Annotated in this window: 12 protein-coding genes; 7 read left to right on the top strand and 5 right to left on the bottom strand. The window is 36.8% G+C overall.

Features of this window, described 5'->3' with window-relative positions; translation table 11 throughout:
• Window positions 1-601 precede the first annotated feature (601 nt).
• The 7 genes from BUB91_RS05200 (at window position 602) to BUB91_RS05170 (ending at window position 10,011) form a co-directional block, all read left to right on the top strand.
• Entirely contained in the window at window positions 602-3,031 is a 2,430-nt protein-coding gene (locus BUB91_RS05200; RefSeq protein ID WP_073097907.1) for a TonB-dependent receptor, read from the top strand.
• 3 nt (window positions 3,032-3,034) lie between these two features.
• Window positions 3,035-4,324: a PepSY-associated TM helix domain-containing protein gene (locus BUB91_RS05195; RefSeq protein WP_073097905.1), complete on the top strand. Its 1,290-nt coding sequence runs from the start codon at window positions 3,035-3,037 to the stop codon at window positions 4,322-4,324.
• Window positions 4,325-4,582: 258 nt separating this feature from the next.
• Entirely contained in the window at window positions 4,583-5,992 is a 1,410-nt protein-coding gene (locus tag BUB91_RS05190) for a TlpA family protein disulfide reductase (RefSeq protein ID WP_073097904.1), read from the top strand.
• 663 nt (window positions 5,993-6,655) lie between these two features.
• Window positions 6,656-7,744 carry a sensor histidine kinase gene (locus BUB91_RS05185; RefSeq protein ID WP_128759311.1) on the top strand — a complete coding sequence of 363 codons (1,089 nt, stop codon included), beginning with the start codon at window positions 6,656-6,658 and terminating at the stop codon, window positions 7,742-7,744.
• The gene (locus BUB91_RS05180; protein ID WP_073097899.1) at window positions 7,741-8,427 is read left to right on the top strand and encodes a LytR/AlgR family response regulator transcription factor; all 687 of its coding nucleotides are present in this window, start codon (window positions 7,741-7,743) and stop codon (window positions 8,425-8,427) included. The genes BUB91_RS05185 and BUB91_RS05180 overlap by 4 nt, the downstream gene beginning before the upstream one ends.
• A 95-nt stretch (window positions 8,428-8,522) precedes the next feature.
• The gene (locus BUB91_RS05175) at window positions 8,523-9,260 is read left to right on the top strand and encodes a dioxygenase family protein (protein ID WP_073097897.1); all 738 of its coding nucleotides are present in this window, start codon (window positions 8,523-8,525) and stop codon (window positions 9,258-9,260) included.
• Window positions 9,261-9,360: 100 nt separating this feature from the next.
• Complete coding sequence (locus BUB91_RS05170; RefSeq protein ID WP_073097895.1) at window positions 9,361-10,011, top strand: pirin family protein; 651 nt, start codon at window positions 9,361-9,363, stop codon at window positions 10,009-10,011.
• Window positions 10,012-10,017: 6 nt separating this feature from the next.
• On the opposite strand, the gene BUB91_RS05165 is transcribed toward BUB91_RS05170, so the two are convergent.
• The 5 genes from BUB91_RS05165 to BUB91_RS05145 form a co-directional block, all read right to left on the bottom strand.
• Window positions 10,018-10,749, bottom strand: coding sequence for a LytR/AlgR family response regulator transcription factor (locus BUB91_RS05165; protein WP_073097893.1), 732 nt, complete (start codon window positions 10,747-10,749; stop codon window positions 10,018-10,020).
• Window positions 10,749-11,762: a sensor histidine kinase gene (locus tag BUB91_RS05160; RefSeq protein WP_073097891.1), complete on the bottom strand. Its 1,014-nt coding sequence runs from the start codon at window positions 11,760-11,762 to the stop codon at window positions 10,749-10,751. Before BUB91_RS05160 ends, BUB91_RS05165 begins: the two co-directional genes overlap by 1 nt.
• A gap of 15 nt (window positions 11,763-11,777) precedes the next feature.
• Window positions 11,778-12,113, bottom strand: a complete 336-nt coding sequence (locus tag BUB91_RS05155) for a DUF4907 domain-containing protein (protein ID WP_073097889.1) — start codon at window positions 12,111-12,113, stop codon at window positions 11,778-11,780.
• Window positions 12,114-12,210: 97 nt separating this feature from the next.
• Window positions 12,211-13,194 (bottom strand): Kelch repeat-containing protein, encoded by a 984-nt coding sequence (locus BUB91_RS05150; protein WP_241652574.1) that lies wholly within the window; start codon window positions 13,192-13,194, stop codon window positions 12,211-12,213.
• On the bottom strand, window positions 13,187-14,059 hold the full coding sequence (locus BUB91_RS05145; protein ID WP_128759312.1) for a DUF6268 family outer membrane beta-barrel protein: 873 nt from the start codon (window positions 14,057-14,059) through the stop codon (window positions 13,187-13,189). The genes BUB91_RS05150 and BUB91_RS05145 overlap by 8 nt, the downstream gene beginning before the upstream one ends.
• Between the last annotated feature and the right edge of the window lie 87 nt (window positions 14,060-14,146).

The raw sequence follows: 14,146 nt of genomic DNA, 5'->3' as shown, positions 1-14,146 counted from the left end.
AGTTTTTAAACTTGCCTTTTTTTAGTTATTGTCTTATCATTAATACTCATTTTGAGACGCATCAACTTTAAGTTGAGTCCACTTTCTGAGATAAAATATATGTTGTTAGATTCATCTGCTTTACCATTTTTACAAGCGGCGTTATATTGACAACCGTTATCAACTGTTCCAATATTTACAAGTCTTTTCAAGGGGCTAAAAAATTGGATACCAGCGGTGTGTAAACTCGATATCCCATATAAAGTGAAGGTTGAAATTCGCCTCCCAAGAAGTAGTAGTCCTTCTACTTCTGTTGTTCTTATTAAAAAACTACAGAAAGCTATTAATTGAAAAATCCATTTTGAAAGCAATCAAGATGTAAGCTTCCCTTAAAAGAAAAACGGAAATACTTAAAACCATATCATGCCTTCTCGAGCCCAGTGCCTATTGAAATTGGGGAAATGCGGTTCATTCACTAGTCTTAAAATCAATACCCCAAAAAAAGCGATTGTATTCGCTTGATCTTACTGAAATGAAAATTTGTATAAAGAAGTAAATCTTTTATCTATACTTAGTCTAAATAAAACAAATGATCTATTTTTGCGTCTTAAAAAAATAATCAATGAAGACCTATACTTTTCTATACTTACTATTAGTGTTCAACCTTAGTCTATTATCAGCTCAATCTACTTCGATTAGAGGCAAAATAGTCGACTCCGATGGCATCCCGCTTTTTGGAGCAACTGTTATGTTATCTGAAAACACAGGTACGACTGCAGATTATGATGGTAACTATAGTTTTTCAAATGTTGCTTCAGGGGAATATATTCTAAAAGTAAGTTTTTTAGGCTTTGAGCCGCAGCAAAAGAAAGTATCTTTAAATGGACAAAAGGAATTACAATTTAATTTCACACTCAATCCCTCAAGTGAGCAGTTACAGGAAGTAGAAATAACAGGTAGAAGTGAAAAATCGTATAAGAATAACGTGACTTTTGCAGCTACCAAAACGGCTACAGCTATAAAAGATATCCCACAGGCAGTAAGCTATGTCACCAAAGAAGTTTTTGCAGATCAGCAGGCATACCGAGTTAATGATGTGATTAAAAACATTAGTGGCGTTAATATGTATTCGTATTATGATGACTTTACATTTAGAGGATTTCGCTCTGGTGCAACGTATATTAACGGGTTGCGCGTTGTAGGCTTATTTGGTCCAGAACCTCTTTTAGCAAATATTGAACGAGTAGAGGTCATTAAAGGTCCTGCTTCTGCTATGTTTGGAAATTCAATTCCTGGAGGTGTTATGAACAGGGTTACCAAAAAACCACTTGCACAAGATCGTAAAGCGATTAACTTTACCGTAGGTAGTTATAATACGCTGCGCACTACAGCAGACTTTACAGGACCTATCAATGAAAAGAAAACATTGCTTTACCGACTTAATCTAGCCTATGAAAATTCAGATTCCTTTAGAAATCTTCAAGAGAAAAAGTCCTATGTAATTGCTCCTTCTATTTCATTTTTACCAACTGAAAAAACTCGCATCAATTTTGACCTGGTCATTACAAATTTTGACGGTAAGTTAGATCGAGGACAACCTATTTTTGGAGCTACTTCTGGAAGCGACATTTATTCGACCCCAGTCTCATTTGCTATAGGTCAAACGAGTGATTTTCATAAAACAGATGTGGTCTACTCTACGCTTTCTTTAAACCATAAGTTTACAGATAATCTTTCTTTTAATGCTTCTTATATAAAATACGTAGCTCAAGAAGATTTAGAGGAACACCGAACATCCAATCAATTTGCACTGGATGCCAACGGCAATCCCATCCCTACTTTGATGGGAATGCAAGTCATATCTCGAAAAGGACAAACTATCGCTGACAACCTATCATCTTATTTCGTTTATAAAGCAAATACCGGAGCTTTAGCTCATAAAATAGTTGCCGGATTTGATTATAATGAACAAAAACAACCCATAGGAAACGCACAGTCTTTTGCCAGAGGTTATTTATTACAGGGTGGCGGTGCATCTTCAAGCGCTGCTGATTTTGCAAACTTTTTACGAGATGATGCTGGAAACCCGGTGCCTAATGTACCCCATTTTGATTTGCAAAACCCTACCTATAATGTAGCCCGGTTGAGTGATTATATATTTATCAACTCCCCCTCAGATCCTACTAAATATTATTCTTATGGAATCTATATTCAAGATCAGATTAAGTGGAATAAGTTTCAGCTTTTATTGGGAGGAAGACAGGAATACTATAATGACATATCCAATTTTGATCAGCCCGATGAACAAACCACCACTCAAAGCAAATTTCTTCCACGAGTAGGATTGGTATATAGTGCAAGCGAAGCTATAAATATCTACGGAACCTATACAGAAAGTTTTCAACCTCAAGGAGTAGCAGCTTTAAACAATCCACAAGCAGGTGGCCCCTTTGACCCTGTTAATGCTTATATGTTTGAAACCGGAGCCAAGGGGGAGTTTTTTAACAAACGCTTAGCAGCAAATCTAGCGGTATATTATATAGAAAATAACAATATTTTGGTGAATGCAAACGACACTACTAATCCAGATTTGTTAAGACAACGGGGGCAAGAACAATCTAAAGGAATTGAACTGGATGTTAATGGACGTATTCTACCCAATCTAAGTATTACAGCAAACTATGCCTATAACGAAGCTACGATAACAGAAAGCGATAATCCTGATGAGATAGGAACACGTAAAGAAAATGCTCCTTTACACCAAGGTGGTATTTTTGGGAAATACACCTTCAACGGAGAAAACTTAAAAGGCATTGGTCTTACACTGGGTAGTAATTTTGTTGGCAAGCGTAATACCTTAGAACCTACATTGCAACTCCCCTCTTATGTGGTTGCGGATGCTGGAGTTTCGTATAACGTAGATAAATTCAATATCCGTTTTTTAGTCAATAATGTTTTTGATAAAACCCATTGGGTAGGAGGCTATAGTTATACGCGTTTGTATCCTGGTACGCCACGGAATTATTTACTAAGTGTAGGCTACACGTTCTAAAATATGAAGTTAACTAAAAAACTCTTTTTTAATATCCATAGCTGGATTGGTATCCGCTTAAGTATCCTTTTTTTTATTGTCTGTTTTTCGGGAACACTTGCTACGCTTAGCCACGAGATGGACTGGCTGTTTAATCCTGAAATACGGGCTACCCCAAAAAAGGATTTAGCTTCCAGAAATTTGATTGTTTCAAATTTTGAAAAGCTATACCCAAATGCTAAAATTCAGTTATGGATGCGCCCCAATGAACCTTATTTATGTGATATTCTTTATAAAATAGAAAAGGAGAACCTAAGTTATGTATTTGCCAACCGATACACGGGTAAGATTCAAGGGGAATCTGCATTAACCATTCAGCGCTTTTTTAGAGACCTGCATTATTACTTATTTATTCCGTTTCAAATAGGAAACTTTGTCGTCTTGTTTTTTGGATGTATGTTGCTTGCATCATTGATTACAGCACTCTTCTTTTATAAAAAGTGGTGGCATAAACTTTTTGAATTGCAAACCGGAAAAGGAGCACTCGTTTTTTTTAGAAGTATGCATCGGCTAGTAGGTTTATGGTCTATTCCATTCTGCCTTTTATTTTCCATAACAGGAATCTGGTACTTTATAGAACGCGCCAATATTGCAGGGATTGGAGAACAGGTTAATCCCAAGCCCCCTCAACTCTCAGATACTGACGAAACCGAACTTCCTGTTAATCTTACCTATACAATAGATTATGATAAAGCTGTTCTGATGGCTCAGAAGGAAATTCCAGGATTGGTGGCCGGAAATATTTATGTTCCTCAAAAAGCTACCGATGTTTTAGGAGTTATAGGAAAAAGCAATGTCCCGCTAGTACGTCAACGTGCTAACCGGGTTCTTATAAATCCTAAGACAACTACTATCCTTTCTACTCAGAAAGCATCAGAAATCAGTACTGCTATGTGGATTAATGATAGTGTTGACCCGTTACATTTTGGGTATTGGGGAGGAATCCTAACAAAATGTATCTGGTTTATTTTTGGATGTGGAATATCTTCTTTAATTCTGAGCGGAATCTGGATCACCTATAAACGCAAGAGCATTAAAAGAAAAAAAAGCAATAAACCCATAATGGGAAATTGGAGATTTATAAATTGGGCTTTATATGGCATTCTTATGGGATACATGTACGTTTCGCTAATTAAAAAGTATCACGTATCTCTTCCAGCAATCATTTACATCAGTTTAGGATGGTTGACTTTTATTTTTTTAAGCTGGTATATTTTTGAACACAGACTCAAAAGGACTGTTCAAAAAGCTTGATTTAATTTTTGAAATCATCGCAAATTTTCGTCCTCCTCTGTTTCGCTTTCGATTAATTTCTTGAATGGTTCTACTGTTTAAATCTTTATTAAAAACGAATATAACTGATAATCAAAGTCATTGTCAATCTCATTGTAAATTGGCTTCTGCTATTTTTTAAATACATTCCTTTTATCAGATCATATTCTATGACACTTCCGATGTCGATAGTTAAAAGAAATAATTAAATTTAGAAATAACTTTTCTAATCTAGTAACTGTGAAAAACAACCTACTATTTCTTGTTTTTATACTCTTCCTGACTTCAGGTTGTAAAAAAGAACAAGAATTTGCCGTAATTCATTTTAAAGATATTGAACAATTTCCTTATAATATTATTGCTACGCGAATAACAGAAAATGCAATCGCAAAAACGGACACATTTAATCTAGAATCTCAAGAAAACGCCGTCATTTCGTTAGAAATTAAACGACCGCAATATGTTTATATTCAGAGAAATTCTGAAAATTCCCGATTATTTCTTACTCCAGGAACTGATTTGACTATCGGTCAAAAAAATGGGCGCGATGTATTTGAAGGAGATTTAAAAGGAGAAAACACCTATCTCGAGGAATTTTATAATACTGAAAATATTGAAGATTTGAGTTGGGATTATAACGCTTCCTTTGATACTTTTAAAAACCAGACCTCAGGTTTTTTCAATTTTATGAATAATTTGCTCGACACCTATGTGCCTGATAGCACCTCTTATTTTTACCGCCTGAATAAACTAGAAAACAGGGCTTTTGAAAATAGCGCAATCTTAGATTATGTACTTACACGCACTCCTTCTGCTAAAAAAGACAGCTTATTTGATGCATATATCGATAAAGACCTCTTCGATTTTAAAAAATTTGAGGCTTATTCTTCTGCCAATTATCTGAAATCATTTTACGAAAAAAAAGGATTTGAATATTTTGCCAGAAAAAAGTACGGAGAGCGCCTTGACAGTTTACGTAATGCAGAAGAACATTATGTTTTTACTTCAGATATTATTGCGGAATACATTCCTGCTCCTTTTAAATCGACCATACTGTACGACAATCTGAAGTATTATCCGGAAGAATTTGATTTTGTTCCAGACTCTTTAAAAGCTCAGCTCACAACTCCCCACAACATTGTTGAACGATATAAAGAACATCTGAATGAAAAGACCTACGAAGAATTAATAGCAAAAATAGAGCGCCATAAAGCTAATAAACTGCGGTATGCTAAAGAGACAGTAGTACCTGATTTTAGTTTGCAAAATGACCAAAAGCAAAGCATTAATTTCAAGGAGGTTTATAAGAACAAGCCTATTTTAATTGATGTCTGGGCTTCTTGGTGTGGTCCTTGTATACGTAGTTTTCCTAAAGTGCGTGAATTACAGGAACAGTATAAGACTGATTTAGAGGTTATTTCAATATCAATAGATAAAACATTTGATCTTTTCCAAAAAGGGCTTGACAAGCATCAGGTACCCGGGAGCAGTAAACTGTATGCTGAAGGAGGATTTTCAAGCACGTTTGCTACGCATTTTAATATTGTTGCGATTCCGAGGTATATTTTGATTTCTCAAAATGGGACCGTAATAGATGCAACTATATCTTTAAAGGATCTAAAAGCAAAACTAAATAGCAGTATGCCTTAATGATTTAAGATGCTTTTTAAGAGAACTCCAAATAAGTAATACAAAACCACAAAATAGCCTTTAGCATACGTTGCCAGGACTTTAAAGCGCCGTAAACTCAGTTGAAAAACTAGTCAACATCATCTGAAGCAGGTTCTTTTAAATTTCAGAAGATCGCCTCAGGTAATTTGGCTGATCAAGTTTGAGGATTCAGCTTATAGATTAAAAAGCAGCCTTTCCATTAAATCCGATACAGATTATACCGAACTGTTTTTGGAAAACAAAAAACATCTTTCTCAAGAATCATTACACCATTGAACAAATACATTACCTCAAATCGATTTATACGAGGTTACAAATCCTACATCATCAACTTTTCTAAAATTCCTAAACTAGCTGGGAATCAAATTTAATTATCAAACGAAACCCATATTCCTATTGGTAAGTTTATAAAGATGATCTGATGAAACTTATAATCTGATAAACACCATTTAACTGAACTTGATATTTAACAGGTTCGAAAAGTGAATTATTATGGATAACTGCACCCTCGCTACTACTTTTTGTGGAGTATCTTTGGTTGCTTAACATCGTCAAATTTAAATCGCAAATAAAAAAGCGTTTACCGCATTTTTTAGCAACCCAATTGTTTTCTTAGTAGCTTTAGCCTCTAAAACTGAATACTTGAAATTACGCACACCACTTGTACAGCTCCTTTTTGGTATCGTTTTGCTCAGCATCCCGTTTATCACTTCTCCAGATCTGCAATCTGGTCTGGCGCTTTTGAGCATCAAGCCGTTTCAGTATAATTTTTTTGGCTACTTTTTGCTTCTGGTTTTCTTTCATATAAACTACTATGTATTTATACCGAAGTACTACATCAAAAGAAAGTACTGGATGTTTGCGGGATTTCTGATGATCTCGTATGTTTTTATCACCTTTTTCCCCGATCTCTTTTTTGAGCTTCCCAAACCTAATAAACCGGGAGCTAGAATTTTGCCTTTAAACGGAATACGGCCTCCGCAGGGAATGAATCCGCCCCGTAATATGCGACCGTTACCTCCTAACGGAAATATACCCGAGCAAGCGTCACTTTTCAGTTTTAGAAAAAGCTACATCCTTCAATTTGCGATCGTTACGGGTTTATCGCTATTGATACGCCTCAACGAGCATCTCAAACAGGTACAAAAAGAAAAGTTGATCGCCGAGGTTTCCTACTTAAAAGCACAGATCAATCCGCATTTTCTATTCAATACGCTCAACAGTTTGTATGCGCTTGCCTTGCGCAAGTCTGACGAAGCTCCAGAGGCTATTCTTAAATTATCGGGGATGATGCGATATGTGGTGAGTGAGAGCAACAATACCCATGTTCCTCTAAAAAAAGAGTTAGACTATCTGCGCGATTATATTGCTCTTCAAAAACTACGCTTGTCAAAAGATGTGAAGCTTCAGGTCTCTATAGCAGGTTCTCCAAACAACTTGCAGATCGCTCCGCTTATTCTCATAACCTATATTGAAAATGCCTTTAAGTACGGCATCAATCCCGATGAAGATTCAGAAATAAACATATCAATAGTTGCCAAGGATAAAGGTATTCAAATGAATGTGACCAATCGCATTGTTGTAGACAAAAAACTCATCCCTGCGATCTCTGAAGAAGGCCATAAAAATACCAGGCAGCGTCTGGATCATTTATACCCATCTAAATACACGTTGCAGCTAGATGATGATGGAGAAATCTATCGAGTAAATCTGTATATTGAACTGGTATGATCAAAGCCATTGCCATAGATGATGAACCGCTCGCTCTTCAGATCATTGAAGCTTTATGCGAGCGTATCTCCTATGTAAATCTGCGAAAAACCTTTACCAGTCAGGCCGAAGCCCAGCGCTATATCAATAAATTTGAAGTAGACCTGCTTTTTCTAGACATACAAATGCCGCGTCAAAATGGGATAGATCTATACAAATCGCTCAAACAAGAGACAAAAGTTATTTTTACTACGGCTTACAGTGAGTTTGCGGTAGAAGGTTTTAATGTTAGCGCAAGTGATTATATATTAAAACCAATTGCTTTTGAACGTTTTGAACAAGCGGTAGCAAAGGTCAAAAAAGAACTAGAGTTGGAGCAAAACAGCACCAAAGTTAATTCGCATCTCACCATACGAGCCGATTATAAACTGCATAACATTCCGCTAGATGAAATCATTATGATAGAAGCTATGGATGATTATGTAAAAATTATTCGCGCAAATAAAGCTACACTTGTTGCCCGCTCTACTATGAAAGGCATTCTAAATAAATTGCCAAAGCCGGCCTTTACCCGTATTCACAAATCATTTATTGTAAACAACTCCAAAGTAGAGGCAATACAGGCAGGGTTGGTTGAAATTGCCGGTAAGCAATTGCCTATAGGTAACACCTATAAAGAGCAGATTACAGCTAATTTCAGCTAGAATTCTCACTTTACCGCAAAGATTTTAAGCTTTACCGCATCTTTTTTTGAAGCACTACTCTATCTCATACATTTGATTCATAAAAATTTAGTAGTATGGATCGTAAGGAGTTTTTAAAAGGTATCGGGCTGATGGGAATCGCTGCTACCGGTGCAGGTATTTTTTCTTGTAGTACAGATAATGATGCTACAACTTCCACAAGTTCTGGAGATGCTTCGGTTACTCCAACCAGTTCTGACTGTGCAGTAACCAATTCTGAAACTGCAGGACCTTTTCCTACCAATGATCCCGAAGATCTGGAACGGGTAGACATTACAGGTGACCGTACCGGTGTTGCCCTCGCTATTAATTTAGTTATACGCGATGTAACGAATTCTTGTGCCGAACTTGAAAATGCCGTTGTTGATATCTGGCATTGTGATGCCTCGGGCAATTATTCAGAATATGGCGGTAGCGGAATGCAAAGCACCAATTACCAAAACTATCACTTTTTACGTGGAAGACAAATAAGCGATGCTGATGGACTTGTTAAATTTCAATCTATATTTCCGGGATGGTATACCGGGCGTTCTACACATATACATGTGCACATTTACAATACTACCGGTACGTCATTACTCGTAACTCAGATTGCCTTTCCTGAAGGTGAGGATAGCGCTGTAGTTGTTGTTAATGCTGCCTCAGATTATGGTTACACAAAAGGAATGTCTGACTATACCTATAATGCTAATGATAATGTATTTAGTGACGGTGTGGGAAACGAACTGGCTACCCTAAGCGGTTCTGTAAGCGACGGCTACACCCTAGACCACATTATAAATGTAAAAGCTTAACCTTAATTTTTGATTGATAGTACTTGTTAAGGGATGATTATCTACCTAAAACCTCAAAAGATCATCCCTTTTCAGGTTATCAATAAAAACAACCCCATTTATGCAACGTATCACTCAAGCTCCTGCTCAATTTTACAGAAGACAGGAAAAAGACAAAATAGGTCGCGAGATCAGAGCTATAGGCAATCCTAAAAAAGCTACCAACTTTGAACTATTTAGTGATTTATTTATTCTTCCAGGGGAGACCTTGAATAGGTGGATAACCTCTTCTTCTAATGTATTGATTATTCCCCTATTTGGAGCCGTAGAACTTTATGCTCCCGGTATAAATGAGTTTGCACACATCAATCAAGTTGCATCATTTTATATTAAAGCAGGAAGCAAACTGAGGTTTAAAAATGTATATCCAGAGCATACGGTACGCTTTCTTATTATTGCTATAAAAAGTACCAATGAGACCGCCAAAAGAACAGTAGACTACACTCTAAACACATTAAACACATTGAAGGAAGTCTATAAATATTCTGATAGTCAACTCTATTTAAATCTGGGTAATTTTGAAGTTAGAAAAGAACGTATTTATCAGTTCAACGACTCTTCAAACTCTGTTTTTGCATATGTGCTTCAAGGTGCTTTTGAGTTTGAAAACAGACTTCTGGAAACCGGCGAGGCACTTTGTTGTTGGGATACTGATCAAGTAGCATTAGAAGCCCTTACCGGCGATGCCTACTTACTTCTTCTAGAATTCTAGAACGGTTCAGCTAATGTTAAGCTGCTTCAATACCTCATCTTTATAGGTATCGCCAATAGGAATACGTATATCACCAATTAAAATTTTGCTTTTCTGCACCGCTCTAATAGCATTCACATTCACTACATAACTGCGGTGTACCCTTAAAAAACTAGCCGCAGGTAATTTATCTAGTAACTCTTTAAAACTGCTTAAAGTCAAAATAGCCCTATCAGATTGTTGTGTATAAATTTTAATGTAGTCTTTTAATCCCTGCATATATTTGATGTCTGCAATGTTTATTTTAACATTCTCATATTCAGACTTTACAAATATAAAATCGGGCATATTTCCTGTTACTGCTGTTTGTATAACGGGCTTTATTTCTACTGTTTTATGCGTTGCTGCTTCGTGCTTTTCTTTGGCCCTTGCTACTGCTTTTAAAAAGCGCGGAAAAGGCACTGGTTTTACTAAATAATCTGTTGCATTAAGGTCAAAACCTTCTAAAGCATATTGCGGATAGGCTGTTGTGAAAATAAACTGAGGCAGACGATCTAAAGATTTGACTAAGTCTATGCCCGAAAGATTGGGCATTTCAATATCTAAAAATACAAGATCAATGCTTTGTTCACTTATAATACGTATTGCTTCTAAGGGATTTGTGCAACGAGCAACCAGCTCAAAACCTTCTACTTTTTCCAAGTATGAAGAGAGCACATCAAGCGCCAGGGGCTCATCGTCTACAAGTATGCAACGCATTAATTGAGGTTTAGTTTCAAATGTACCATAAATTTAGAGTCTTCTTCATAAACCTCGAGATTATGCTTATCGGCATATAGCAGTTTGATGCGGTCGCGGCTATTTTTAAGTCCGATACCCGAATTGTGCTGATCTCTTTTGCGCGTTCCTATGAGGTTACCGCAGATAAACTCCAGTTCATTTTCTTTGACATTGATAACGATGCGCACTTCGGTATTGCCCTTATAATCTGTCCCGTATTTAAAAGAATTTTCAATGAATGAGATCAATAAAAGCGGGCGTATTTTTTGATGTGTAACTGCACCATGTATATTGAGGGTGATATTCTCATTATTAGCGATACGTAAACGCTGCAAACGCACATAATTTTGTATATAAACTAACTCATCAGAAAGCGCTACAAACTCATTATCTGCCTGATACAACATGTAACGCATCAATTCTGATAGCATAATAACCGCTTCTGAAGCTTCTTCAGATTTGTTATTGATCAGCGAATAAATACTATTAAGCGTATTGAATAAAAAATGGGGACTCAACTGATTCTTGAGATAATGCAGTTCGGTTCTGGTCTTAAAAGCCTCAATCTCTTTTTCTTCTACCAGACTGCGATTCCATTCTTCATAGACCTTTACAACAGTACCTATAATGATAAAGCTGAGCGAAATTAAAAGCGGAAAAAGATATTTTAGAATTTTAAATAGTGGTGGTTCCGGACCTAAAGGAAGTGGAAACTTTCTAAATCTTTCAGGACGAACGTGAACACCTATTTCTCGTGCAAATAGTACTAAAACCAAAGCTATTGAGATACAAAGCAAATAGGTTTTAGTCTTTTTATGAAGTAAAAATCGCGGAACTAAAAATGAATAATTAAGATAAAAAAGGAACAGATTGAGTATTAAAACCCAGCTAGAGACCATTGGAAAATGATCTATATTCCAATAAAACTCTACCGTAAAAAGGCTCAAAAAGACAAGCCAGATCCCTGCATGAAGTAGTATTTTTCTAGGCATACTCGTCTCCTGTAGTTACTCGTTATGGCAATTGAACTGAATACCCAAATCTTTTAATTCTTCTTGAGATAATGCAGGGTTGATTTTTCGATTAATTTTTTTTAAAACAAGTTCGCCTACTTTTTCTGCATCTTCTTCAGAACAAAAAGCGACCTCATATGAGATCGCAGGTATGTGCTCCTGTTTGATTAAAATCTGGCCGTGATCTATGATCGCATATCCATAACCCGCTTCAGTTTTAAAAACGTGTGCATACACATCAGCGCTGTCTTTTGTGATCCAGATCGCACAAAAAATAAGTGCTATACTTACCGCTATTGCCATATATAAAATGCCGGTTTTTAATTTCATAATCCACACTTTTAAAATCTTTTATAAAAAAACCCGAGGCGCTAAAACTTCTCTGTACATATAAAAAACGCCCCGGGGAAACAAAAAAACTCAATTATTAATCTTCATCATCATACTCCTCCTGCGGGAATAGCTCATATGCATCATCAAGGTATAAACTACCTGACCTTCCTAAAGCAACTATCCCACGGGTACTCGTACTAAAACTCACAGCATCCTGACGTGCTGTTGCTTCTAGTGCCGTGATATTTTCCCACTCATCAGTTAAGGGGTCATATTCCCAAGTACTTGCAATGGCACCACCACTATAGCCTGCTACGATATAGCCTAAACCGTTTATACTAAAGCTTACTGCATTAGATCTGGTGATAGCATAATCATCTTCTTCATCAAGATCTGTCAAACGGGTCCAAGTATCAGAACTGGTGTCAAAACTCCAAAAATCTGTCAAATACAACCCATTACTAACACCGGTTCCAAAATAAATAAGACTGTTAATTTCAAAGGCTGTTGCATCTCTACGCTTATCTCCGCCAAAACCTACCAGCTCTTCCCAGCTATCTGTGGCAGGATCATACTTCCAGAAATCTTTCTTATCATTATCCCCATCGTAACCGGTACCCATATAACCGTAACCAGAACCGCTAAAGGATGTTGTTGCTCTACGTACTCCTCCTCCAAAATCTGCTTTTTGCGTCCATACATTAGTGTCAGCATTGTAAGACCAGAAATCTGCTAACTCATCATCACCGTCATAACCGGTACCTAAATACCCTAATCCATTTAACTCAAATCCTTTTGCAGAACTTCTTGCAATACCGGGAAAATCTGCTTTTTGCACCCAATAATCATTCTCTATATCGTATTGCCAAAAGTCGGTCAGGTAATCGTCTCCATCATATCCGGTACCCATATATCCATAACTACCTATGGTAAATCCTGCAACATTACTGCGCGGTATCCCATCAAAAACAGAGCGTTCTTTCCAGTTTCCACGGTCTCCGTCATCATCACTACTACAGCTAATATTAGCTAGCGTTAGTACTCCGGCAAGCATTAATAAAATTCGATTGTTAGTCATTTGTTTCATGTTTATTATTTGAAAAATTGAATTTAATTCCGGTTGAAAAAACAGGTCCTGATCCCATATCAAGATCATACACCTTCTGGGTATCCTCATAAAACTGAAGATGGTTCTGAAAAAGATACCCGCCACACAATGAAAAAGACCAGTTATCATCTAAATGGTAGTCATAGGTAAGACTTAACTTTTGTTGGCGTATTGCTGCCTGATCTGCATAGTTTACCGTATTAAAGTCTATTGCTTGAGGCATGTAGAAATAATCTCCTTTAAAAGAATAGCCGGTAGACAACCTGCTATTTTCTGAAAGTTGATATGCAATACGAATCTCGGGGAAACCTAATTTTATATGAAATCGTTGCATGGAGAAGGCTAATTCTACCAAGGGTAATAGTTGAAGATCTCCAAGATGTGAGTCATACTGCGCTCCTAGCTGAAGCGCTACAGGAGATTTTTTATTTAGTGTATAGGTGAAATATGTATTTCCTGTTAAAACGAGTTCATTCAAATTAAGTCCTGATGCCCAGGAAGCTTCAGCATTTGCATCTAGCGACCAAGCATCAGTAAAAGCATAGTTAGCATTCAACCCTGCAAATACATTATCTATTTTTTCTACTGGCTCTGTATTAAAATTCATCGTATCCCAATACTCCATATCATAATTCCGCAAACCCACAGCTGGTTTAAGCGTAACAGCACCAAGCGATACTGGCAAACTTACTTCCACATTAAAGCTTTGCATACTTACACCTTTTGATGTTTCAGGCACTAGAGCATAATCAAGATTCACCTGAGCGGTGTGCTCCTGACCAAAACCTATTTTACCAACTGCTATGAGTAAAGTCACCATTATATACCTGTGCATTCCTGAATTCTAATTTTGACCAAAACTAGAGCGAGAAATCAACTCCAAAAAAAATAGTAGATGAGCACGGTAAACTCGTCTACTCAC

The organism is Leeuwenhoekiella marinoflava DSM 3653, from assembly GCF_900129005.1.
In the GTDB taxonomy this organism is placed as follows: Bacteria; Bacteroidota; Bacteroidia; order Flavobacteriales; family Flavobacteriaceae; genus Leeuwenhoekiella; species Leeuwenhoekiella marinoflava.
This window is presented reverse-complemented; position numbering and strand designations above follow the sequence as displayed.